The 25,413-nt window shown below is 33.4% G+C and carries 20 protein-coding genes; 8 read left to right on the top strand and 12 right to left on the bottom strand.

Annotated elements, in window-relative coordinates:
* From L3X37_RS06830 to L3X37_RS06810, 5 genes are all read left to right on the top strand, one after another.
* A partial coding sequence (locus tag L3X37_RS06830) for a T9SS type B sorting domain-containing protein (protein WP_237239422.1) occupies nucleotides 1-4,569 on the top strand: 4,569 nt, incomplete at its 5' end.
* An 11-nt stretch (nucleotides 4,570-4,580) separates the two neighbouring features.
* Nucleotides 4,581-5,510: a PorP/SprF family type IX secretion system membrane protein gene (locus L3X37_RS06825; protein WP_237239421.1), complete on the top strand. Its 930-nt coding sequence runs from the start codon at nucleotides 4,581-4,583 to the stop codon at nucleotides 5,508-5,510.
* 18 nt (nucleotides 5,511-5,528) lie between these two features.
* Entirely contained in the window at nucleotides 5,529-7,445 is a 1,917-nt protein-coding gene (locus L3X37_RS06820) for an OmpA family protein (protein ID WP_237239420.1), read from the top strand.
* 64 nt (nucleotides 7,446-7,509) lie between these two features.
* Entirely contained in the window at nucleotides 7,510-9,429 is a 1,920-nt protein-coding gene (locus tag L3X37_RS06815) for an OmpA family protein (RefSeq protein WP_237239419.1), read from the top strand.
* 75 nt (nucleotides 9,430-9,504) lie between these two features.
* Nucleotides 9,505-10,407 carry a hypothetical protein gene (locus L3X37_RS06810; RefSeq protein ID WP_237239418.1) on the top strand — a complete coding sequence of 301 codons (903 nt, stop codon included), beginning with the start codon at nucleotides 9,505-9,507 and terminating at the stop codon, nucleotides 10,405-10,407.
* A gap of 232 nt (nucleotides 10,408-10,639) precedes the next feature.
* On the opposite strand, the gene L3X37_RS06805 is transcribed toward L3X37_RS06810, so the two are convergent.
* Entirely contained in the window at nucleotides 10,640-11,134 is a 495-nt protein-coding gene (locus L3X37_RS06805; protein ID WP_237239417.1) for a CAP domain-containing protein, read from the bottom strand.
* A gap of 165 nt (nucleotides 11,135-11,299) precedes the next feature.
* Complete coding sequence (gene pdxH / locus L3X37_RS06800; protein ID WP_237239416.1) at nucleotides 11,300-11,947, bottom strand: pyridoxamine 5'-phosphate oxidase; 648 nt, start codon at nucleotides 11,945-11,947, stop codon at nucleotides 11,300-11,302.
* A 53-nt stretch (nucleotides 11,948-12,000) separates the two neighbouring features.
* On the opposite strand from pdxH, the gene L3X37_RS06795 reads away from it, so the two are divergent.
* The gene (locus L3X37_RS06795; protein WP_237239415.1) at nucleotides 12,001-12,147 is read left to right on the top strand and encodes a hypothetical protein; all 147 of its coding nucleotides are present in this window, start codon (nucleotides 12,001-12,003) and stop codon (nucleotides 12,145-12,147) included.
* A gap of 6 nt (nucleotides 12,148-12,153) precedes the next feature.
* On the opposite strand, the gene L3X37_RS06790 is transcribed toward L3X37_RS06795, so the two are convergent.
* From L3X37_RS06790 to rpsA, 5 genes are all read right to left on the bottom strand, one after another.
* Nucleotides 12,154-13,062 carry a ribonuclease Z gene (locus tag L3X37_RS06790; RefSeq protein WP_237239414.1) on the bottom strand — a complete coding sequence of 303 codons (909 nt, stop codon included), beginning with the start codon at nucleotides 13,060-13,062 and terminating at the stop codon, nucleotides 12,154-12,156.
* Between the two features lie 82 nt (nucleotides 13,063-13,144).
* On the bottom strand, nucleotides 13,145-13,477 hold the full coding sequence (locus L3X37_RS06785) for a ribonuclease Z (RefSeq protein ID WP_237239413.1): 333 nt from the start codon (nucleotides 13,475-13,477) through the stop codon (nucleotides 13,145-13,147).
* Between the two features lie 3 nt (nucleotides 13,478-13,480).
* Nucleotides 13,481-14,410 (bottom strand): aspartate carbamoyltransferase catalytic subunit, encoded by a 930-nt coding sequence (locus L3X37_RS06780; RefSeq protein WP_237239412.1) that lies wholly within the window; start codon nucleotides 14,408-14,410, stop codon nucleotides 13,481-13,483.
* Nucleotides 14,411-14,506: 96 nt separating this feature from the next.
* Nucleotides 14,507-15,046, bottom strand: coding sequence for a bifunctional pyr operon transcriptional regulator/uracil phosphoribosyltransferase PyrR (pyrR, locus tag L3X37_RS06775; protein WP_237239411.1), 540 nt, complete (start codon nucleotides 15,044-15,046; stop codon nucleotides 14,507-14,509).
* A gap of 130 nt (nucleotides 15,047-15,176) precedes the next feature.
* Entirely contained in the window at nucleotides 15,177-17,009 is a 1,833-nt protein-coding gene (gene rpsA / locus L3X37_RS06770) for a 30S ribosomal protein S1 (protein WP_237239410.1), read from the bottom strand.
* Between the two features lie 319 nt (nucleotides 17,010-17,328).
* Between rpsA and L3X37_RS06765 the strand changes: the two genes are divergently transcribed.
* Nucleotides 17,329-17,709, top strand: a complete 381-nt coding sequence (locus tag L3X37_RS06765) for a LysM peptidoglycan-binding domain-containing protein (RefSeq protein ID WP_237239409.1) — start codon at nucleotides 17,329-17,331, stop codon at nucleotides 17,707-17,709.
* 44 nt (nucleotides 17,710-17,753) lie between these two features.
* Here the strand turns inward: L3X37_RS06765 and cmk are convergent, their stop codons facing one another.
* The 4 genes from cmk to L3X37_RS06745 form a co-directional block, all read right to left on the bottom strand.
* Nucleotides 17,754-18,449, bottom strand: coding sequence for a (d)CMP kinase (gene cmk, locus L3X37_RS06760; RefSeq protein WP_237239408.1), 696 nt, complete (start codon nucleotides 18,447-18,449; stop codon nucleotides 17,754-17,756).
* Between the two features lie 114 nt (nucleotides 18,450-18,563).
* Complete coding sequence (porQ, locus tag L3X37_RS06755; protein WP_237239407.1) at nucleotides 18,564-19,583, bottom strand: type IX secretion system protein PorQ; 1,020 nt, start codon at nucleotides 19,581-19,583, stop codon at nucleotides 18,564-18,566.
* A gap of 110 nt (nucleotides 19,584-19,693) precedes the next feature.
* Entirely contained in the window at nucleotides 19,694-22,144 is a 2,451-nt protein-coding gene (gene lon, locus L3X37_RS06750) for an endopeptidase La (protein ID WP_237239406.1), read from the bottom strand.
* A 180-nt stretch (nucleotides 22,145-22,324) separates the two neighbouring features.
* Entirely contained in the window at nucleotides 22,325-22,996 is a 672-nt protein-coding gene (locus L3X37_RS06745) for a rhomboid family intramembrane serine protease (RefSeq protein WP_237239405.1), read from the bottom strand.
* A gap of 62 nt (nucleotides 22,997-23,058) precedes the next feature.
* Between L3X37_RS06745 and L3X37_RS06740 the strand changes: the two genes are divergently transcribed.
* On the top strand, nucleotides 23,059-23,940 hold the full coding sequence (locus L3X37_RS06740) for a lysophospholipid acyltransferase family protein (protein ID WP_237239404.1): 882 nt from the start codon (nucleotides 23,059-23,061) through the stop codon (nucleotides 23,938-23,940).
* A 14-nt stretch (nucleotides 23,941-23,954) separates the two neighbouring features.
* On the opposite strand, the gene glmM is transcribed toward L3X37_RS06740, so the two are convergent.
* Nucleotides 23,955-25,343 carry a phosphoglucosamine mutase gene (glmM, locus tag L3X37_RS06735; protein WP_237239403.1) on the bottom strand — a complete coding sequence of 463 codons (1,389 nt, stop codon included), beginning with the start codon at nucleotides 25,341-25,343 and terminating at the stop codon, nucleotides 23,955-23,957.
* Nucleotides 25,344-25,413: the final 70 nt, after the last annotated feature.

The following is a 25,413-nucleotide window of genomic DNA, read 5'->3' as shown; positions in this document are numbered from 1 at the left end:
ACAATCAATTGGACCTTTGATGATGGTAATGGAAATGTAATTGTGGTGCCTCAAACTGTAATCGTGGATGATGTCACTGATCCTGATACACCAACACTTGCTGATGTTACAGGTGAATGTTCAGCTACGGCTACAGCGCCTACAACAACTGATAACTGTTCAGGTCCTATTACAGGTACAACTACTGATCCTTTAACATACACTACTCAAGGTACATTTACAATCAATTGGACCTTTGATGATGGTAATGGCAATGTAATCGTTGTTCCTCAAACTGTAATCGTGGATGATGTCACTGATCCTGATACACCAACACTTGCTGATGTAACTGGTGAATGTTCGGCTACGGCTACAGCGCCTACAACAACTGATAACTGTTCAGGTCCTATTACAGGTACAACTACTGATCCTTTAACATACACTACTCAAGGTACATTTACAATCAATTGGACCTTTGATGATGGTAATGGTAATGTGATTGTGGTGCCTCAAACTGTAATCGTGGATGATGTCACTGATCCTGATACACCAACACTTGCTGATGTAACTGGTGAATGTTCGGCTACGGCTACAGCGCCTACAACAACTGATAACTGTGCAGGAACTATTACAGGTACAACTACTGATCCTTTAACATACACTACTCAAGGTACATTTACAATCAATTGGACCTTTGATGATGGTAATGGCAATGTAATCGTTGTTCCTCAAACTGTAATCGTGGATGATGTCACTGATCCTGATACACCAACACTTGCTGATGTTACAGGTGAATGTTCAGCTACGGCTACAGCGCCTACAACAACTGATAACTGTTCAGGTCCTATTACAGGTACAACTACTGATCCTTTAATATACACTACTCAAGGTACATTTACAATCAATTGGACCTTTGATGATGGTAACGGCAATGTAATCGTTGTTCCTCAAACTGTAATTGTCGATGATACTACACCTCCTGCGACTCCAACACTTCCTGATTTAACAGGTGAGTGTTCAGTTACAGCTACGGCACCTACTATTACCGATAACTGTAATGGTACCGTAATTACTGGTACAACTACCGATCCATTAACATACACTACTCAAGGTACATTTACAATCAATTGGACCTTTGATGATGGTAATGGAAATGTAATTGTGGTGCCTCAAACTGTAATCGTGGATGATGTCACTGATCCTGATACACCAACACTTGCTGATGTAACTGGTGAATGTTCAGCTACGGCTACAGCGCCTACAACAACTGATAACTGTTCAGGTCCTATTACAGGTACAACTACTGATCCTTTAACATACACTACTCAAGGTACATTTACAATCAATTGGACCTTTGATGATGGTAATGGAAATGTAATCGTTGTTCCTCAAACTGTAATCGTGGATGATGTCACTGATCCTGATACACCAACACTTGCTGATGTTACAGGTGAATGTTCCGCTACGGCTACAGCGCCTACAACAACTGATAACTGTTCAGGTCCTATTACAGGTACAACTACTGATCCTTTAACATACACTACTCAAGGTACATTTACAATCAATTGGACCTTTGATGATGGTAATGGAAATGTAATCGTTGTTCCTCAAACTGTAATCGTGGATGATGTCACTGATCCTGATACACCAACACTTGCGGATGTTACAGGTGAATGTTCCGCTACGGCTACAGCGCCTACAACAACTGATAACTGTTCAGGTCCTATTACAGGTACAACTACTGATCCTTTAACATACACTACTCAAGGTACATTTACAATCAATTGGACCTTTGATGATGGTAACGGCAATGTAATCGTTGTTCCTCAAACTGTAATCGTGGATGATGTCACTGATCCTGATACACCAACACTTGCTGATGTTACAGGTGAATGTTCGGCTACGGCTACAGCGCCTACAACAACTGATAACTGTTCAGGTCCTATTACAGGTACAACAACAGATCCTTTAACTTATAACACTCAAGGTACTTTTGTAATCAACTGGACTTTTGATGATGGCAATGGTAATGTAATTGTGGTGCCTCAAAACGTAATTGTGGATGATACAACACCGCCTACTGCTCCAACGCTTCCAGATTTAACTGGTGAGTGTTTAGTTACAGCTACGGCACCTACTATTACCGATAACTGTAATGGTACCGTAATTACTGGTACAACTACCGATCCATTAACATACACTACTCAAGGTACATTTACAATCAATTGGACCTTTGATGATGGTAATGGTAATGTGATTGTGGTACCTCAAAATGTGATTGTGGATGATGTCACTGATCCAATTATTACTTGCCCTGGTGACCTATCTGTGAATGTTGATGCTGGTTTATGTACTGCATCAAATGTTGACTTGGGCACTCCAACTACTACGGACAACTGTTCTGTTAATAGTGTGACAAATGATGCACCTACTTTATTTCCAATAGGAGATACTCTAGTAACTTGGACGGTAACTGATACAGGAGGAAATACAGCTACTTGCGTGCAAACGGTAACAGTAACTGATAATATTGACCCGACAATTACTTGTCCTGCTGGTGTGTCGATAAACGTTGATACTGGCTTATGTGAAGCTTCAAGTGTTGATTTAGGTACTCCAACAACTAACGATAACTGTTCTGTTGATAGTGTGACAAATGATGCGCCTACAACATTCCCATTAGGAGACACTATAGTAACTTGGACAGTTACCGATGGTTCTGGTAATACAGCTACTTGTGCACAAACCGTAACAGTAATTGATAATATTGATCCAACAATTACATGTCCTAGTGATATATCTGTGAATGTTGATGCTGGTTCATGTGAAGCCTCAAGTGTAAATTTAGGCACGCCAATCACAGATGATAACTGTTCAGTTGATACTGTAACTAACGATGCGCCAATGACCTATCCAATAGGTGATACTATAGTAACATGGACGGTAACCGACACTGCTGGAAACTCAGCTACTTGTATACAAACAGTTACTATAACTGATGATGCTGATCCTACTATAGCTTGTCCAATCGATGTAACTGTAAATGTAGATGCTGGTTTATGTACAGCTTCAAATGTAGACTTAGGCACTCCAAGTGCTTCAGATTGTACATCAGTAACCATAAGTAATGACGCACCAACTTTATTTCCGCAAGGTGATACAGTAGTAACATGGACGATTACTGACGAAGCAGGCAACAGCGTAACTTGTACGCAAGTTGTAACTGTATTAGACAACATTAATCCAACGTTTGTTGAAACGTTACCTGCAGATGTAATTGTTGAATGTAGTGAAGTTCCAGATGCAGAAGTACTTACAGCTACCGATAATTGTGGTTCTGCTGAGGTAACATTTAGTGAAGAAAGAGTTGATGGTTCATGTACATCTAATTATACGTTAGTACGAACTTGGACAGCAACTGATGCAAGTGGATTAACCACAATACATGTACAAAACATAACAGTTCAAGATACAACCAGACCTGAGTTTGTTGAAACATTACCTGGTGATATCACAGTAGAATGTGATGCAGTTCCTAGTACTACTACATTAACAGCAACAGATAATTGTAGTAATGCTACTGTGTCAGTAAGTGATGTAATTATTAACGGAAACTGTGCTAATAGCTATGTAATTGAGCGTACTTGGATAGCTACTGATGAATGTGGCCTTATAGCTTCGCATACACAAACAATAACTGTTCAAGACACAACTGCTCCAGAACTAACAACAACTTTTGATGAAACATTAGATGTAAGTTGTGCTGATGTGCCTGATGCACCAGTTTTAGAGTTCTCTGATAATTGTTCTGATACTGCTGGAATAACTGTTCTTTTTGAAGAAACAAATTCTTTTGATGAGAATGTTTTAGTAGATTATCAAATCATTAGAACTTGGACAGTAACTGATGAGTGTGCTAATCAAGAAGTATATACACAAACACTAAATGTATCTCTTGATGAAATTATTACTGATGTAACTGCACCAGACGCATGTTATGATGATGGTATCATCGATTTATTTAACACTCTAAGTGACGATGTTAATCCTAATGGCACATGGGAGTTGCTTGAAGGAGACCCAACAGCAACACTTAACGACAATATCTTTGACCCTACCGTTCTCGAACTTAGTGAAGATTTCCTTCCAGATAGCGGCGGTATAGACTATAAATTTAGGTATACAACAACTGAAGGCGGATGTATCAGTATTTATGAAGTAACAATGAATATACACGCCGAATGTGTTGTACTTCCGTGTGGTGAAAACGATATTACTATCTCGAAAGCACTAACTCCAAATGGTGATGGCTTTAATGAAACTTTTGATATTGAAGGTATTGATTTATGTGGATTTACTGCTAACGTAAAAATATTTAACCGCTGGGGAGCTTTAGTTTATAGTTCAAATAACTATACGCTAGGTAGCATTAAAACATCAGGATCAAAAGGAGATTGGGATGGTTCATCACCTAAATCATCAATTGGAAATGCTGGTAAATTGCCTAACGGAACATATTATTACATTATTAATTTAGAAAATAGTGGATTGAAACCAATAACAGGTCCAATTTACTTAGGAACCAAATAAAACCTTAACCTATGAAACTTATTAAACATAACATAATCGCTATTGCATTGTTTAGCTGTACGATTGGAGTTGCGCAACAATTACCGCAATTCACTCAGTATATGTTCAATACAATCTCTGTTAATCCCGCATACGCAGGTAGTAGAGAAGCATTAAGCGTTGTTGGATTACACAGAAGCCAATGGGTTGGTTTTAAAGGCGGACCAATAACCCAAACCCTTTCTATACATACACCTCTTAGAAATGATAGAATTGGTTTAGGTTTATCATTTATAGAAGATGATTTAGGGCCTCAAAACTTTACCTATGTATATGGTGATTTTTCATACACCATTCCAACAGGTAGCGATGGTAAACTAGCCTTTGGTTTAAAAGCTGGTTTTACACAATTTAGTTTCGATTCAGATTTTCGTAATGATCCTGGAAACATAAATGACCCTTTAATTTTTGGAACAGAAGATAGATGGACACCAAATTTAGGTGCTGGTGTTTTTTGGCACTCAAATAGATGGTATTTAGGTTTATCTGCTCCGAGAATATTAAATAATGATTTTGCTAACAATAATAATAGTTTTGAAGCTTTAGAACGTATTAGTTATTATTTTACTGGTGGTTATGTATTTGATTTAAGCAAGACTATAAAACTTAAACCTGCGGTATTAGTAAAAGCCACGAACGGTGCGCCAATATCCTATGATTTTACTGGAAGTTTTTTATTTAACGAGAAATTTTGGTTAGGTGGTTCCTATAGATTAAATAATGAAACAGGAGCTTTAGGAGGCTTTGCAGACTTTCAGGTATCTAGACAATTGCGTGTAGGTTATGCTTACGAAAAACCAATTTCTGAAATAGCAAGATATACTACTGGAACACATGAGATATTATTGATTTACGAATTCAAATTCTTAAGTTCTAAATTAAAATCACCAAGATATTTCTAATAAGAAATTTTTGTATAAATGAAACTAGAAAAATACATATTAATCTGTTTAGCTTTAATGCTTAGTCTTTCTGTTTTTTCTCAACAAGGAAAACAAAAGAGAGCCGATACATTGTTTAACAAATTTTCTTTTGTTAAGGCAGCAAAAGTTTACCAAGATCTTATTGAAAATAATTACAATAAAGATTATGCTACTAGAAAATTAGCAGATTGTTATGCTTATTTAAGAAATCCGCAAAGAGCATCACGCTATTATAAAAAAGTAGTAGAACAAGAAAATGTACCTATTGAGTACTATTACAGTTATGCACAATCGCTTCGTGGTATTAAAAAATACAAAGAGTCTCAAATATGGTTACAACGTTTTAAAGATTCTGGAGGCGTTGTAAATGCTAACGATTTTTCAAAAGATGTTAATTTTATTACCAGTGTTTTTAACGCAAAACAACAATACTTTTTAGATCGTGTTCGCTTCAATTCTAAATTCAGTGATTTTGGAGCTTTTGAACATGATGGGAAAGTATATTTTGCATCATCAAGAGACGAAGGTGTTTCAGTAAAACGACTATATGGTTGGAATGAGCAACCATTTCTAGATGTTTATGTAACCGAAGTTGGCTCAAGACGAAATGTAGACCATACTGGCAAATTAAAAGGTGATGTAAATTCTATTTATCACGATGGTCCGGTTACAATTACTAAAGATGGTCGCACCATGTATTTCTCAAGAAATAATTATAAAGACCAGGTTAGAAAAAGAGACAATAGTGGCTTAACTGCCATGAAAATATACAGAGCTACTTTGCAAGATAGTATTTGGACAAATATTGAAGATTTATCAATTAATAGCGATAAGTTTTCTACACAACATGCAGCTTTAAACAGTGATGACACCAAGTTGTATTTTTCATCAGACCGACCTGGTGGTTATGGCGGATCTGATATTTATGTTGTTGATATTAATCCTGATGGTACTTTTGGCGAGCCAGAAAATCTTGGAAATGTAATAAATACTGAAAGTGCCGAAGGTTTTCCTTTTATAAATAATGAAGGCGTTCTATTCTTTTCATCCGATGGACATGTAGGTTTAGGCTTGCTTGATGTTTTTGCTACTATTAAAGGAGAGGATAATGAATTTGTTGATGTTGTAAACTTAGGAATTCCTGTTAATTCTAATAGCGACGATTTTTCCTTTAGCATGAACCCTAACGGAATTACTGGATATTTTGCTTCAAATCGTAGAGGTGGTCGTGGTGATGATGATATTTATGCTTATCACAGAGAACCAATTATGCAAGTTGAAGGTGTTGTAACAGATGCCATTAACACCAAGCCAATTCCAAATTCTAAAATCACATTATACGACGATAAAGACAATCAAATTGCTTATATGGTAACTGATGAAAACGGTTATTATCAAATAAATATAGACAGAAATAAAGATTATAAAATTGTTGGTAGTCAAGAAAAATATATTGACGATTACAGAACATTCACATCAAAAAATTTGCAAACAGAGCTTGTTACAATTACAGCAAATTTATTATTAAATCCTGTACAAGATGTTGTAAAACTTGCAGAATTAAACACCATTTATTTTGATTTTGATAAATATGACATAAGAGAAGATGCTGCTATAGAATTAGATAAAATTGTGAATTTAATGCTGAATGATTATCCAGAAATGGTTATTAGAATAGAATCACATACCGATTCTAGAGGAACATTATCACATAATGATAAATTATCGATTGATAGGGCTAATTCAACCTACGAATATTTAATTTCTAAGGGCATAGCTCCAGAAAGAATTACAGAGCATGAAGGATTTGGTGAACGTAGATTAACTAATGGTTGTGAAGATGGAGAAAAATGTGAAGAGAAAGATCATCAATTAAACAGACGTACACAATTTATAGTAGTAAAAATGGAATAAAAACACACAATACTAGCCTAATTGTGTAAACAAATAAATATTTTTTAATTAAAATATCGTCCCAATGAAATTAAAAAACTACATACTAACCTGCATAATATTATTGCTATGTTTTACCGCTTCTGCGCAATATGGGTCACAAAAAAAAGCTGATAATTTATTTAATAAATTCTCATTTGTGAGTGCAGCTGAAGTCTACCATAATCTTATTGAAAAAGACTTTAATGCAGATTATGCTACTAGACAGTTAGCTGATAGTTATGCCTATATGCGTAATCCAGATAGCGCTGTTGTGTATTATCAAAAAGCAGTTCAACAAAACAACATCCCTATTGAGTATTATTACAACTATGCACAGGCTTTACGTGGTGTTAAAGACTACAAACAATCTCGTGTTTGGTTAAGACGTTTTAAAGATGCTGGTGGTGTTGTAAAAAAAGACAAATATTTAAAAGATAGCGATTTTATAACATCAATATTTAATGCTAAACAGCAATACTTTTTAGCTGATGTTAATTTCAATTCAAAATATAGTGATTTTGGTGCTTTCGAGCAGAATGGAATTATTTATTTTGCATCTTCAAAAGATGTTGGCGTTTCAACAAAACATATTTACGGTTGGAACGAAGAACCTTTTTTAGATATTTATACAGTTCAAAATCGAACTGATAGTATAATTAATCACAAATCTAAAATAAAAGGTGATATAAATTCAATATATCACGATGGTCCATTAACTATTACTAAAGATGGGAAAACCATGTACTTTTCTAGAAACGATTTTAATAAAAATGTTTTAGGAAAAGATGATGAAGGCATGACACATTTAAAAATTTATAAAGCATCATTGGTTGATGGAGAATGGAAAAATGTTGAGGAACTTAGTTTTAACAGCAACTCCTACTCCACTGGTCATCCAGCATTAAATAGTGATGACACTAAATTGTATTTCACTTCAGATAGGTCTGGAGGCTATGGTGGTTCTGATATTTATTATGTTGATATTAATAACGACGGCTCTTTAGGAGAACCTCAAAATTTAGGAAGTGTAGTAAACACCGATAAAAATGAAATGTTCCCGTTTGTAAATAGCGAGAATGCATTGTTTTTCTCTTCAGACGGACATGCAGGTTTAGGCTTGTTAGATATTTTCGGAACCGTTTCAGATGCCAACAATAACATGATTAGTGTTTTAAATCTAGGCGTTCCCGTAAATTCAAGTAAAGATGATTTTTCATTTTTTATGAATGATGATGGGTTATCTGGCTTCTTTGCATCCAATAGAGATGGCGGTGTTGGAGGTGACGATATATATGCCTACGACAGAATTCCACAATTAAAAATAGAAGGCACAATTACTGATGCTAATACTAACGCACCAGTCCCAAATGCTGTTGTTACCTTACTCGATAGTAACGATAATAAAATAGCAGATTTGCAAACCGATGAAAACGGACATTTTGAAATCAATATTGATAGAGATACCGATTACAAACTAAATACTAAAAAAGACAATTATATTGACGATTCTAGGATGGTAACCACAAAAGGTGTTGAAAACAGTGTAACTAGCATTAATGCTGATTTTGTTTTAAACCCTGTTGTAGAAAAAGAATTACCAATAACAGAGCTCTACCCTATTTACTTCGATTTTAATAAATATGATATTCGTCGTGAAAGCACAGCAGAGTTAGATAGAATTGTTGATTTAATGATGAACAAGTATCCAAACATGGTTATTAAAATAGAATCGCATACTGATTCTAGAGGCACATATGCTTACAACAATAAGCTTTCAAAAGAAAGAGCTAATGCCACTTACAAGTATTTAATAGCTAATGGTGTTGATGCATCGAGAATAACCGAATATGATGGTTTTGGCGAGCGTAAATTAACAAATGATTGTGATGGCACTATAAACTGTAACGAAGACCAACATCAGCTAAACAGACGTACACAATTTATTGTGGTTAAAATGGAATAACATAAAGCTAAATTCATAATTATAATAATTCTAACCCTTTAGTTATTTATAATTTAAGCCATCCTTAAAAACAAAATGATTTTACCGAAAAGCGACTTCCTAAAAGCAAGAGATTTCATCTTGACAAATGCAAGAATGATTGAAAGGCGTTTGTTTGAATTTCATTTTGTAAATGGAGATATGGAAGGTGTTTTTCACGCAGTTTATGCCTACAGAAACCCTGATGGAGGATTTGGACACGGAATGGAACCAGATACAGCATCCCCAGAAAGTCAACCCCTATTTAGCATCATGGCTCTTGAAACACTCGATGAAGTTGGTTATCTAACCAAAGAAATGATTCTAAATGACTTTATGCCTTATTTTGAAAGCATAACAACAGAAAAAGGAGGTATTCCATGGATGTTTAGACCCAAAAGCAACTACCCATGCGAAGAGCATTTTAAAACAGTTAAAGAATGGGCTGCTTTAAGTACTACTGCTCCATTGCTTGGAATTTTGGAAAAGTATAAGATTGATATTCCTTGGATGAAAAAAGCAGAACAGTTTGTTTGGAGTGAATTTGAACGAATTCAAGATAAGCATGTTTTTTGTTATTTGTGCGTCCCAAGGTGGTTGACTTTTTTAGAACACACAAAAAGTCGTGAAAATGCTGAAAAAATAATACATAGCCTTAAAAAATGGATATTGAATAATGGAATTATTTTTGAAGACAAAACTGATAAAGGTTGGGGGCTTTATGGAAAACCACATAGTTTAAATTATGCCCATTCTTCTCAAAGCATACTATATTCTTTATTTACTAAAGAAACTATTGAATCTGATCTAAAAGAACTAATTAATAGACAAAAAAATGATGGACGTTGGGATACTTGGTATGGGATTAGTGAAGGGACAAAATTAGAATGGGCTGGAATACAAACATTATGGGTGCTAAAAACTCTGAAAAATTTTAATAAAATTGAAAAGTATATATAATAAGTTAACATGGTACTATCTATCATTTATTGCTCATTCTAACGTGCTTTATGTAAAATAAATCAAAAAACCCTCTCAGAAAACTGAGAGGGTTTTATACCTGAATCTAAATTCAATAACTACATAGTTATTAAAAAATAACCAGTTAATTCCTTGTACTGCATACCTAATGCAGCGTTTTGCTAAAAATCAGTAAATTAAAAGGTTATGTTGTTATTGTTTATAAAACAATTTATTTTTTTATGAAAATGTTTGTGTAATACCATTTTCCTTCTTCATTCTTTTCTGCCGATATATTAAAGTTTGTAAAATCACCTTCAATATTTTTTCTGTGGCTATCACTTTTTATCCAAGCGTTTACAACAGATTCTGCTTTACTATAACCATAAGCCACATTCTCTGATACTTTTTTAGCACCAGCATTAGCTTTTAAATAGTTACTTCGTGTATAAAAATTATCATGCGATATTTCATCTTTATCAACCATATAATCAGTATGGCTATACGCAACAGATTTTACAATTGTTAAATCTCCTAATGGATTTAAGCCTAATGATAATCTGTGATTATTAATAAGCTCTAAAATTTTGGTTTCAATTTCTTTTGTAGGCGGTACAACTAAGTTTTCTACAAGAGCGTCTGCTTTATCATCAATGCTATCTGTTGAACAAGAAAATGTCAAAATAGCTAACAATGCCAGTAACGGTAGCTTTTTTAATAACTTCATAAGTAGGTAAATTTAGATTTGGTCTTATAAAGTTATTAACCATATGCAGCCTGCAAATACTTTGGAGTGCAAAATCGATGAACGACAAACTAAAAATCGATAAAAAGCATTTTTTACCGTTTAAATGTAGTATCGAAATTAACAAATATGCATTTTAACTGATATTTAAGGAGATAATCGATGAATTAGCCAGTTATAATCTTTTTGTAATTTATAGCTAATTCTATCATGTAATCTATTTGGGCGACCTTGCCAAAATTCAATTTCAACTGGCTTAACTATATATCCACCCCAATAAACTGGACGTGGAATCTCTTTGCCTTCAAATTTTTTCTCAAGGTTCTGTAGTTTATTTTCAAGATATTCTCGATTTTCAATAGTTTCACTTTGATTAGAAACTAAAGCTCCCAATTGGCTTCCGCGAGGTCTAGATTCAAAATACCCATCGCTTAAATTTTCTGCAATTTTTTCTGCGTTACCTTTTATTATTATTTGCCTTTCGGCACCATGCCAAAAAAAAGATAAGCAAACCTTAGGGTTTTCTGCAATAGCTAGTCCTTTTTCACTTTTATAATTGGTATAAAATATAAAGCCTTCATAAGTGTATTTTTTAAGTAGTACTACCCTATTCTTTGGGTAACCATCTTTTCCAATAGTTGAAACCGTCATCGCATTGGTTTCATCTTCAACAAAAAACTTATCTACCTCATAAAACCACTTTTGAAATAATTCCATTGGGTTTTCTGGAACATCTGCTAAAAGCAATTCGCCTTTCTCATAAGATTTTCTATAATCACTTAAATCTTTTTGCATAAATTTTAAAAAATCAAATAAATTGTAACTTTGAATATTCAAATTTACACAAAATGCTTTTTGTAGAAACACTTGCTGGCTTCATTTTTATTATTCGTGCGTTTTTGGTTGAAAATAACCCAAACTTAATTGCTTTGTATAATACAATGCTTATAGAAAGATCATTTGCTAAAAAAACATTAAACGCTATACAAGCTTAAAAGAACTTAATTAAATTCGAAAGTTTTACCGTCTTCGCTCAACTCTACATTATTAAAAACTTCTTGGGCCTCTTCTTTAAAGGCCTTTAAACCATCATACCGTGTTGAATAATGCCCAAGTAACAATGTGCCAGTATTAGCTAGTCTAGCAATTTTAGCAGCTTCTTTTGCTGTTGAGTGTTTTGTTTTTGGCCCTAAATGTGCATGCTTTTCTAAAAAAGTAGATTCATGGTACAATACATCGACATTTTTTATAATAGGTACTATATCCTCTTTATACATTGTGTCACTACAAAAGGCATAACTTTTAGGTTTATTAGCTGGTGTAGTTACCTTTTTGTTGTCTATTAAAACTCCGTCGTTATTTTTTACATTAAAGCCTTGTTTTAGCTTGGTATAATAGGCAATATTAATATTGGCAGCTTCAACAGCGTTTATATCCAATTTACGGTCACCTTCTTTTTCTTTAAATAAAAAACCATTGGTGTAAACACGGTGATTTAAAGGAATGGTATGCACTTCTACTAAATCATCTTCAAAAATTAATTCTGAATTTTCAGATGTTAACTCATGGAAAATAAGTTTATAATTTGTCCAAGAATCGGCTAATTTCATTTGAAGCGTCACCACTTCTTTTATGCCTTTTGGTCCGTAAATATGCAAATCTGCTTCACGTGTTAACAACCTGAAAGTTGAGATTAAACCAACTAAACCAAAAAAATGGTCGCCATGTAAATGCGATATAAAAATGTGCTTAATTCTGTTGAATTTAATTTTATGCTTACGAAGTTGCACTTGTGTGCCTTCTCCACAATCAATTAAAAACATGTGGTTATTAATTTCTAAAACCTGAGAAGTGGTATTGTTTAAAGTGCGCGGTGTAGCGCTGTAGCAGCCTAATATGGTTAATTTCATTAATCGTTAATCGTTAAGTTGATTGTTGTTTAGCTGTTGCTTAATGGACTTAACAACTTAACAGCAAACAAATCCACATTGTTTAAAATCCTAAATCACGCTCCATATCTTCCATTTCAATAATATCATAAGCTTCTCGTAAGGTAGGCACCACAATAATTTCGTCTGGAACTTCATCTAAATTTACTTTATCCGAAACGATAACAAGTGATTGTTTTGAAGCTCTATGCGTATTTGAAAGCTCTAAGAACTCTAAAATTTCCGATAAGCTAATTTTTTCAAGTGTAGTTAATGAAACAATAATATTATTACCCTTAAATTTAGGATACAACACTTGAATTTTTTTTACTAATTCAATTATTGTAGCTTTTTCTTGAGTTATAATTGAAATATTTCCGTTCTGATCTAAAATCATGTTTTACTGTTTAATTTTTGAAGCTAATAAGTAAATTACTGCCATTCTTACAGCAACGCCATTTTCAACCTGATTTAAGATAATAGCTTGTTTAGAATCGGCAACATCGCTAGTAATTTCCACGCCTCTATTAATAGGCCCTGGATGCATAATAGTGATTTCTTTGTCTAAAGAATCTAGTAAATCTTTATTAACCCCAAACTGCTGTGTGTACTCTCGGGTTGATGGAAAATAGCTAATATCCATACGCTCGTTTTGCACTCGAAGCATATTAGCTACATCACACCAATTCAACGCTTTACGTAAGTTTGTTTCAACTTTTACTCCAAGTTCATTAATATGCTTTGGAATTAAAGTTTTTGGGCCGCAAACCATAACTTGTGCACCTTGTAATTGTAGTGCAAATATATTTGAGAGAGCTACTCTACTATGCAAAATATCACCCACAATAACCACTTTTTTGCCTTTTACATCTCCTAATCGTTCTCGAATAGAATACGAATCTAATAAGGCTTGCGTAGGATGTTCGTGAGCACCATCGCCTGCATTAATAATACTTGCCTTTACATGTTTAGATAAAAACACACCAGCTCCAGGATTTGGATGTCGCATAACAACCATATCTACTTTCATTGATAAAATATTATTTACAGTATCAATTAAAGTTTCGCCTTTTTTTACTGAAGATTGTGATGATGAAAAATTAATCACATCAGCAGATAAGCGTTTTTCAGCTAGTTCAAAAGATAATTTTGTTCTGGTAGAATTTTCAAAAAATAAGTTGGCAATAGTAATATCTCTAAGCGAAGGAACTTTTTTAATAGGTCTGTTAATCACTTCTTTAAAATGATCGGCAGTTTCAAAAATCAATTGAATATCCTCTTTGTTAAGATATTTAATTCCTAATAAGTGATTTACACTTAATTCGCTCATTGTAGTTCTTATTAGATATTTTTATTAAAGTATTAGGTTTCGACTGCGCTCAACCTGACAAGAATTTCTAACTCCGCGCTCCTGTCTTCAAGCTCATCATTTTTCAATTAAGTAAACCGAATCTTCATCGTCATACTCTTTCCAGTTTACCTTTACTTTTTCATTATTTATAACATCTACTTGTCTGCCTCTATAATCTGGTTGAATAGGTAAATGCCTACTAAAACGCCTGTCAATTAGCGTTAATAATTCTATTTCGTTTGGTCTTCCAAAGGATTGAATTGCTGTTAAAGCTGCTCTAATACTTCGTCCTGTATACAAGACATCATCAATAAATACAATGTTTTTATCTTCAACTAAAAAATTAATTTTAGTGGCATTAGCCTCTAAAGGTTTATCGCTTCTGCGAAAATCATCTCTATAAAACGTTATGTCTAAATGCCCAAGTTTAATGTTTTTAACCTTGTAATCTTTAGTTAGTATTTTTGCTAATCTATCAGCTAAAAAAACACCACGAGGCTGTAAGCCAATTAAAACGGTGTTAGAGAAATTGTTATGTTTTTCAATGAGTTGACAAGCCAATCGATGAAGAATGATGTTTACCTCTTTTGCGTTAAGTAAAACTTTTTGACTCATATACTATCCAAACGTATTTGGTGTACAAAGGTAATGCAAAATTTTAAAATTTGAAGTCTTTAAAAATGTTTAATAAAAAAAGCCCTCAATTTCTTGAAGGCTTTGGTTTTATATTATAAATAGGAAATTATTATTTCTTTCCGTCCATTTTATCTTTAAGAGCTTGTAAAGCATCATTAGCATCACCTAAAGTTGGTTTAGCCTCAGCTGCTGCGGTAGCGGCTTTTTTAGCTGCTGCTTTTACATTCTTAATTTCTTCTGCTTTAAAGATCGCCGTATGAGAAGCTACAACACGTTTAAATTCTTTATTGAATTCAATAACTTTAAACTCTGCTGTTTCTCCTTTTTTAAGCTTACTTCCATCTTCTTTTTCAAGATGACGAGATGGTACAAATGCAACGATATCTTCGTTAAAAACAACCGTAGCACCTTTATCAACAATTTCAGTTAATACTGCAGTATGCACTGTTTCTAAAGCAAATTCTGTTTCATATTTATCCCAAGGGTTTTCAGTTGTTTGTTTATGACCTAAAGATAATTTACGCCCTTCAACATCCAATTCTAATACTACAACGTCTAATTTATCACCAACTGCACAGAACTCAGATGGGTGTTTTATTTTCTTAGTCCAAGATAAATCTGAGATATAAATCAATCCGTCAATGCCTTCTTCTAATTCAACAAAAACACCAAAGTTTGTAAAGTTACGTACTATACCAGTGTGCTTAGAAGCTAATGGATATTTAGCAGTAATATCTGTCCACGGATCTGGTGTTAATTGTTTAATACCAAGAGACATTTTTCTGTCTTCTCTATCTAGAGTTAAAATTTGAGCTTCAACTTCGTCTCCAACAGATACGAAATCTTGAGCAGAGCGTAAATGCGTAGACCATGACATTTCTGAAACGTGAATTAATCCTTCAACACCGTCTGCAACTTCAATAAATGCACCATAATCTGCAATTACTACAACTTTACCTTTTACTTTATCACCAACTTTAACCTCTTCTGCAAGAGCTTCCCATGGGTGTTTGCTTAATTGTTTTAACCCTAATTGGATTCTTGATTTATTTTCATCAAAATCAAGAATTACAACATTAAGTTTTTGGTCTAGTTCTACAATTTCGTTAGGGTGATTAATTCTAGACCACGATAAGTCTGTGATATGAATTAATCCATCAACGCCACCAAGATCTATAAATACACCATAAGATGTAATGTTTTTAACCACACCTTCTAGTACTTGACCTTTTTCTAATTGACCAATAATTTCTTTCTTTTGTTCTTCAATATCAGCTTCAATTAAGGCTTTATGAGAAACTACTACGTTTTTAAATTCGTGATTAATTTTCACCACTTTAAATTCCATAGTTTTATTTACGTACTGATCATAATCTCTAATTGGCTTCACGTCAATTTGAGAACCTGGTAAGAATGCTTCAATACCAAAAACATCTACAATCATACCACCTTTAGTTCTGCATTTAACAAAACCGTTAACAATTTCACCAGTTTCGTGAGCTTTATTTACACGATCCCAAGCTTTAATTACACGAGCTTTTCTGTGAGATAATACTAATTGACCAGTTGCATCTTCACGCACATCAATTAATACTTCTACTTTATCGCCAACTGATAAGTTAGGATTGTAACGAAATTCGTTTAAAGAAATAACACCTTCAGATTTTGCATTGATGTCGATAATTGCATCACGGTCTGTGATGTGAACTACTGTACCCTCAACAACTTCATCATCTAAAGTGTCAACAAAATTTTCTGCTACTAATTTTTCAAATTCTTGTAGTTGCTTGTCGTCAACTTCATCAATTCCTTCTTCGTAATTGTGCCAGTTAAAGTCTTTTAAGAATTTTTCAGGATTTGCTTTTGCTTCAGATACTACTGGAGCTTCTACTGTTGTTGCTTCGGTTGTTTCAACTTCAGCTTGTTTTGCTTTTTCAGCCATTTAATTAAATCTGCGAATCATTGCTAAGATTCCCACCTTCGTGGAAACGCCATTTCATCGCGTTTGTATTCTGTATGCTTTGGAAGATTTAAGCGTTTACCACACAGAAGTGTTAATTTTGTTATAGTTTAGTTCCCTTTATCTTTCCAATAATCCGCTAAAAGGAGTGCAAAAATACATATTTTAAGCAAATTAGCCTAATTTGATAAAATTATTTTAAACCACTGTTTATTAGAACTGTATTTAAGTTAAAAAAAACTTTTTATTGACTGTACTTTTGTTATATTTATGAGATTAACATCTAAAAACAATGATACTTATGACAATGAAAGCAAAATACCAATCTGTACTAGATTTAGGTCAAGAATTAAACATACAAAACGGCGATGTAAAAGAAGAAAATGGGGTTTTAAAAGTTTGGGGTACAGCAAACACACCTTACCAAAAGAACTTACTTTGGGATAAAATAAAAGCAGTTGGTGGTGAAAATCCAACCGATATAATGGCTGATATTAAGGTAGCTGATGAAAGTGTTTTTCACAGACATGTTGTTAAACCTGGAGAAACTTTAGGCAAAATTGCTAAGCAGTATTATGGCGATGTGATGAAATACAAAAATATATTTGCAGCAAATTCTGATATTTTAAAGAATCCTGATTTAATTCATCCTAATCAGGAATTGATTATTCCTAATTTGTAAAAGTTTAGAAATATTTTATAAAAAAGCGGTTCAAAAGCCGCTTTTTATTCTTTATCCTCTAGTGTCATCCTAACTAGTTGCAAAACTTTTTCAAACTGTTCGTCTAAACTTAAATCTGAATTATCAATTTCTATCGCATCGTCAGCTTTAATTAATGGAGAATCTTCTCTATTGGAATCAATATAATCACGATTCTGAACGTTTTTTAAAACATCTTTATAAGCAACATCATCATCACGTTCAATAAGTTCGTTATATCTTCGTTTAGCTCTGGTTTCAGCTGAGGCTGTCATAAATATTTTAAGCTCAGCATTTGGAAAAACAACAGTTCCAATATCACGCCCATCCATCACGACTCCTTTATCTTGTCCCATTTTTTGCTGCTGCTTAACCAGCTGTTCACGTACTTCTGAAACCGTAGCTACTTGACTAACAAAGTTTGAAACCTCTAAAGTTCGTATTTGTTTTTCAATATTTTCATCATTCAAATAAACTTCGGCAAAACCTAAAGACTCATTAAATTTAAAACTAATATTAATTTTTGGTAATTGATATATAAGTGCTTCTTTATTAAAATCGTTATCGCCTATCAAACCGTTTTGCATAGCGTAATATGTAACGGCTCTATACATGGCTCCAGAATCTACATAAACATAACCCAAATGTTTTGCTATTTGTTTTGCTACGGTGCTTTTTCCGGTTGAAGAAAAGCCATCTATGGCTATAGTGATTTTTGACATATTATAGTTTGAAGTGCCTAAAATACTTAAAGTGTGCTAAAGTGGAAAATAATTCACTTTAATTATTAAACAAGATATTATTTGGCTGAAAAAGACTGCTTACTGTTTGCTTTTTTACTGCAAATCTATTTGCAAACCAAAAAAGTTAGAATTAGCAGCACTAGTATATTTTGCGTGTGCATAGCTAAAACGCATTTTATTCATTTTAATTGAAATACCAGCCGATAATCCTGAAAAATTACGTTGGTCCTCGATACGAAGCTCCTCACCTCTTCTAAAATTATAACCTAGCCTAATATTAAACCCGCCTTCTGGAAACAATTCTGCTCCAAGAATAGTGCGGCGGATTACTTGTCCTAAAAAACTTACTTTTTCGGCAGATTGGTTACCGCTTAAATCACTGGTAGTTCTTGCAGGATTAGGCCTTGCAATTGGCCAATTTTGAAGATTCTCCAGAGTGACATGCCAACGAATAGGCACATGCTCTAAGGTTTGAGACATGCCAAAATCAATTTCAAAAGGTAAAGGTTCATTCAAACCAGCATAAGTTGTGATTTGACTTCCTAAATTTCTAACGGCAATAGCTGCATGAAAATCTAAATCTTCATTAATATATAAAAGCCCTAGGTCTACGGCTACTCCAAAAGAGCTATATTGCTCAAGTTTAGACGTAATTAGTTTTAAATTCCCTCCAAAATAAAAATCAGAATAACCAATTTGAAGTGCATAACCCATTGATAGGGCAGCTTCGTTACCTGAAAAAGAGCCTGTTGGATTTCCGTTTTCATCGTAACCTTCAAAAGAACCATAATTTATATAAGTAACGCCAGCATGAAATGTTTGAGTGTGTCTATCTACTGTATATGCATAAGCAGCGGTTCCGTAACTAATACCTCCTAAATAACTAATATAATTTACAGCTAATTGATTATCCATTTCAATATTAATAGTTGCTGGATTGTAAAGACCTTGGGTAACATCGTAATCGACATTAGTTAGCACCTTTCCTCCTAATGCAGCTTGACGTGGTGATGATATTAAATTGAGAAACTGATACGTAGATTCGCCACCAACTTGTGCAAAAATAAAGTTGCCTAAAAACAAGCAAAAAATAGTGATAATTTTCTTTAGCATATTTACTGTTACAAAGTAAACAAATCTATCTTAAAACGGCAGCAAGTATTTTTTATTTTAAAACATAAAAAAACCTCGAAAAAATCGAGGTTTTTCAATCTATAGAACTTTTAAAGCTTTTTTGCGTTTTTAACTTTTTGATTTGTAATTGCTATTTTAATAACATCACTCATATCAGTTACATAATGAAAGGTTAACCCTTTTAAATAATCAGGTTTTATTTCTTCAATATCTCTTCGGTTTTCTTCGCATAGCAAGATTTCTTTAATACGTGCGCGTTTAGCAGCCAGTATTTTTTCTTTAATTCCACCAACAGGAAGCACTTTACCTCTAAGCGTAATTTCTCCTGTCATAGCTAAACTTTTCTTTACTTTTCTTTGAGTAAATAGCGAAACCAAAGATGTTAACATAGTAACTCCTGCGCTAGGACCATCTTTTGGCGTAGCACCTTCTGGCACATGAATATGCACATTGTATTTTTCGAAAATGGATACGTCAATATCAAACTCATCAGCATTTGATTTAATATATTCCATAGCTATGGTTGCTGATTCTTTCATAACCTTTCCAAGATTTCCAGTAATGCTAAGATTTCCTTTTCCCTTAGAAAGTATAGACTCTATAAACAATATATCGCCACCAACTCGAGTCCATGCTAACCCAGTCACAACACCAGCTACGCTATTGTTTTCATATTTATCGCGTTCTAATTTTGGTCCGCCTAAAACTTCAATAATATCATTATTAGAAATTTTGATATTATAATCTTCTTCCATAGCAATATTTTTGGCTGCATAACGTACCATTTTTGCTATTTGTTTTTCTAAGCCACGAACTCCAGATTCGCGTGTATAACCTTCTACAATCTTTTCTAATTGTGCTTTTCCAATTTTAAGTTCTTTATTAGTTAAACCATGCTCTTTTAATTGTTTAGGCAGTAAATGGCGTTTCCCTATTTCTACTTTTTCTTCAATAGTATAGCCTGTAACATTAATAATCTCCATTCTATCTCTTAATGCAGGTTGAATAGTAGACAAACTATTAGATGTAGCAATAAACATGACTTTAGAGAGATCGTAACCCATTTCTAAGAAATTATCGTAAAACTCACTGTTCTGTTCGGGGTCTAAAACTTCTAACATTGCAGAAGAAGGGTCTCCTTGGTGTGAATTCGACAATTTATCTATTTCATCTAAGACGAAAACTGGATTCGAAGTTCCTGCCTTTTTAAGGCTTTGAATAATACGTCCTGGCATAGCTCCAATATAGGTTTTTCGATGTCCACGAATTTCTGCTTCGTCTCTTAAACCACCTAAAGAAATACGAACGTATTCTCTACCTAAGGCTTCTGCAATAGATTTGCCTAAAGATGTTTTACCAACTCCTGGGGGACCATATAAACATAGAATAGGCGATTTCATATCATTACGCAATTTTAAAACCGCCAAATATTCAATAATACGTCTCTTTACATCCTCTAAACCAAAATGATCTCTATCAAGAATTTTTTTGGCTCGCTTTAAATCAAATTTATCAGTGCTAAATTCATTCCATGGTAAATCTAAAAATAGCTCTAAATAATTTCTTTGAATAGAATATTCAGCCACTTGAGGATTCATGCGCTGTAATTTAGCTATTTCTTTATTAAAGTGTTTAGCTACTTTTTTGTCCCAAAGTTTTTCTTTGGATCGAGCTTTCATCTCTTCTACTTCTTCGTCATGACTTACACCACCTAATTCTTCTTGAATTGTTTTTATTTGTTGATGCAAGAAATATTCACGCTGCTGCTGATTCATATCCATCTGTACCTTAGATTGGATATCGTTTTTTAGCTCTAATTTTTGAAACTCAACATTCATAAATTTAAGTGTAGCCAAAGCACGCTCTTTTAAATTATTCATTTCTAAAAGCGCTTGTTTTTCAGCAACTGTAAGATTCATGTTTGAGGACACAAAATTGACTAAAAACGAATTGCTTTCTATATTCTTTATAGCAAACGAAGCTTCACTTGGAATGTTTGGACTCTCCTTTATAATTTCAAGTGCCAAATCTTTGATAGAATCAATAATTGCTGAAAACTCTTTATTATTAATAGCTGGTTTCGCTTCAGCTAAATCCCTAACTGTAGCGTTCATATAAGGTTTTTCAGTAATAACTTCAGCTACTTTAAAGCGTTTTTTACCTTGGATAATAACTGTAATGTTACCATCTGGCATTTTTAAGACACGAAGTATTCTTGCAACAGTTCCTGTTTCATTAATATCTTTAGCTGTAGGATTTTCTACAGACTCGTCTTTTTGTGCAACAACACCAATAACTTTATTACCATTGTTAGCATCGTTAATGAGTTTAATTGAGGTGTCCCTACCTGCGGTAATAGGAATTACAACACCAGGAAATAACACGGTATTTCTTAAAGAAAGAATAGGTAGCGTTTCTGGTAATTTTTCATTATTTATTTCTTCTTCATCTTCAGGTGTCATCAAAGGGATTAACTCTGAGTTTTCATCAAATTCCTGTAGTGACAAACTGTCAAGCGTAGTAAATTTAGATTTCTTCATATATGTATTTGAGCCAATCTGTCATTAAAACAAATTGCTTTTAATTTTTTTAAGATTCAATTCGATTTTAAACCACTGAATATCAATTTTTTAAATTAAAACAAAATTAACATTCATTACATAAATTCAATAGCTATGCCATTTCTACAAATTTGATGTTTAAAATTCTAAGTTTAAAGCCTAAATCTTCCCCATTTTCTTCAAAACATACAATAAAACGATTGGTAGTGCTAGTAAACCAATCATCAACAAATTGGTTTTAAACAGCCACGGAGATAACACCAAGGTGATAATATAACCACCAACGGCACCACCAAAATGGGCATCGTGACCAATATTACCTATTCTGTTTTTCATACCATATATGGAATATAATAAATACCCAATACCCAAAATATAACCAGGAATCCCTAAATCTACCGAACCAATCCTTGGAGGTAAAAAAAGAAAATAATATAGTCGCTCAGGATTTAAAAGTATAGCAGAATATAATATTCCCGTTACCGCACCACTTGCTCCAACGGCACTGTAATGATATTCGTTTTTATGAAAATATAATGATAGCAAACTTCCAGCTAGAAGGCTTCCGAAGTAAATAATTAAAAAATTAAACTTACCAACTTCATATATTACTTGCCCAGAGAAAAGATATAAAGCAAACATATTAAAAAATAAATGTGCATTATCTGCATGAAGGAAGCCCGAACTAAACAGTCGTATTTGTTCGCCTCTTTTTACAGCACCAACATTAAACTTATATTTTTCAAAAAAACTATAGTCGCCAAAGCCTTTATAAGATATAATAACGTTGGTTGCTATAATTATAATTGTAACTAAATCTAATTTGCCCATAGGGTTTAAACGTTTAAAATGAAATTAATATATCTTTGCCGCTACAAATCTAAAACTTATTAATGCAATTTCTAGTTTATATTGTTGTTTATCCTTTTTTATGGCTAATTTCTATATTGCCTTTCAGGTTACTTTATATGTTTTCTGATGGCATGTTTATTTTGTTATATCATGTAATTGGATACAGAAAAGAGGTAGTTTATCAAAATTTAAAACTTGTTTTTCCTAATAAATCTGAAAAAGAAATAAAACGCATTTCTGAAGCATTTTATCATCATTTTTGTGATATGATGTTAGAGTCTGTAAAATCTCTCACCATATCAGAAACTGAAATGAAAAAGCGATTTACATTTACAAATATTGATGAGATTAAGCAACACGAAAAGAATAACAGAAGTGTTGTTTTAATGTGTGCGCACTACGGTAATTTTGAATGGATATTCATTCTTCAAAAATATATTAGCGCTAAAGGTTATGCTGTTTACAAACAATTAGCTAATAAATACTTTGATGCTTTAATAAAACGCATTAGAGCTAAATACAATAGCTATTTAATTACTACTAAAGAAACCATTCCAACTTTAGTAAAAGCAAAACTAGAAGGCGAGTTAACTATAAACGGATTTGCTGCAGATCAATCTCCAAAAATAAATAAAGCTTATCATTGGAATAGTTTTATGGATATTAACGTGCCTATACATACAGGCGCTGAAATGTTAGCTAAAAAATTAGATATGGTTGTTGTGTTTTTTGCTGTAAAAAAAGTGAAACGTGGCTATTACGAAACTACTTTTAAAACTATAACTACAACTCCAAAAGACTATAAAAACTACGCGATTACTGATATTTATTTAAAACTAGTAGAACAGCAAATTATTGAAGCACCAGAGTATTATTTATGGACACATAAACGCTGGAAGCATCGGGATAAACAGACACAATAAAAAATGTGTATTCTTTAACTATTTGCGATTGAACCAATCTCCTCAATAAATTTATCTGCTAAAGCATCAGCTTCTGCCTGCGATTTTGCTTCGGTATATATTCTAATAATGGGTTCGGTGTTACTTTTACGTAAATGCACCCAGCTTTCAGCAAAATCAATCTTTACACCATCAATCGTTGTTAATTGTTCACTTTGGTATCGGTTTTCAATTGTTTTTAAAATACCGTCAACATCTAAATCTGGTGTTAGTTGTATTTTCTTTTTGCTCATAAAGTAATTAGGATACGCTTTTCTTAGCTCACTAACACTCATTTTCTTTTCGGCAAGTAAACTCAAAAACAAAGCAACACCAACCAAAGCATCTCTTCCGTAATGCGATTCTGGATAAATAATACCGCCATTGCCTTCACCTCCAATTACAACCTTGTTTTTCTTCATTAGTTTTACCACATTTACTTCGCCAACAGCACTAGCTTGGTAAGTACCACCATGCTTTTCTGTAATATCGCGCAATGCTCTAGTTGAACTCATATTGCTTACTGTATTTCCTGGGGTTTTACTTAGTACATAATCAGCACATGCAACAAGTGTATATTCTTCTCCAAACATATCACCGTTTTCATCCATAAAAGCTAAGCGATCAACATCAGGATCTACAACAATACCAAAATCGGCATGTTCTTCAATAACTTTTTTAGATAAATCCCCTAAATGCTCTTTTAAAGGTTCTGGGTTATGTGGAAAATGCCCTGTTGGATCACAAAACAATTTAACAGGATGCACACCCAAGCGCTCTAAAAGCAACGGAATAGCAATGCCTCCTGTAGAATTCACACCATCAACAACAACTTTAAATTTCGCCTTCTTAATAGCCTCTATGTTAACAAGTGGTAAGTTTAAAACTTCATCGATATGCAAATCTATGTATGCAGAATTTGTTGTTATTTTTCCTAAGCTATCAACATCGGCAAAATCCATATTATCACTTTCAGCAATTTCTAAAATTTTAGCGCCTTCATTAGCATCTAAAAATTCTCCTTTTTCATTTAAAAGCTTTAAAGCATTCCATTGTTTTGGGTTGTGGCTTGCAGTTAAAATAATACCACCATCGGCATGTTCCATTGGTACTGCAACTTCAACAGTTGGTGTTGTAGATAAATCTAAATCAATAACATGAATACCTAATCCAACCAAAGTATTCATTACTAAATTCTGAATCATTTCTCCAGAAATACGTGCATCTCTGCCAACAACTACTCTATAATTTTCTTTATTACGTTGTTGTTTTATCCAAACTCCATAAGCCGATGCAAATTTAACCGCATCTATAGGTGTTAAGTTATCACCTACTTGTCCGCCAATGGTTCCTCGTATTCCTGAAATTGATTTTATTAGTGTCATTAAACTTATTTTTATTAAAATTAAATGCAAATATACAATTACAAAATGGTAAATGTTAAATCGGAATTCG

Source organism: Wocania arenilitoris (assembly GCF_021728535.1).
GTDB classification, from domain to species: Bacteria; Bacteroidota; Bacteroidia; order Flavobacteriales; family Flavobacteriaceae; genus Wocania_A; species Wocania_A arenilitoris.
The sequence above is the reverse complement of the archived record's forward strand: the minus strand, read 5'-3'. Positions and strand labels throughout refer to the sequence as shown.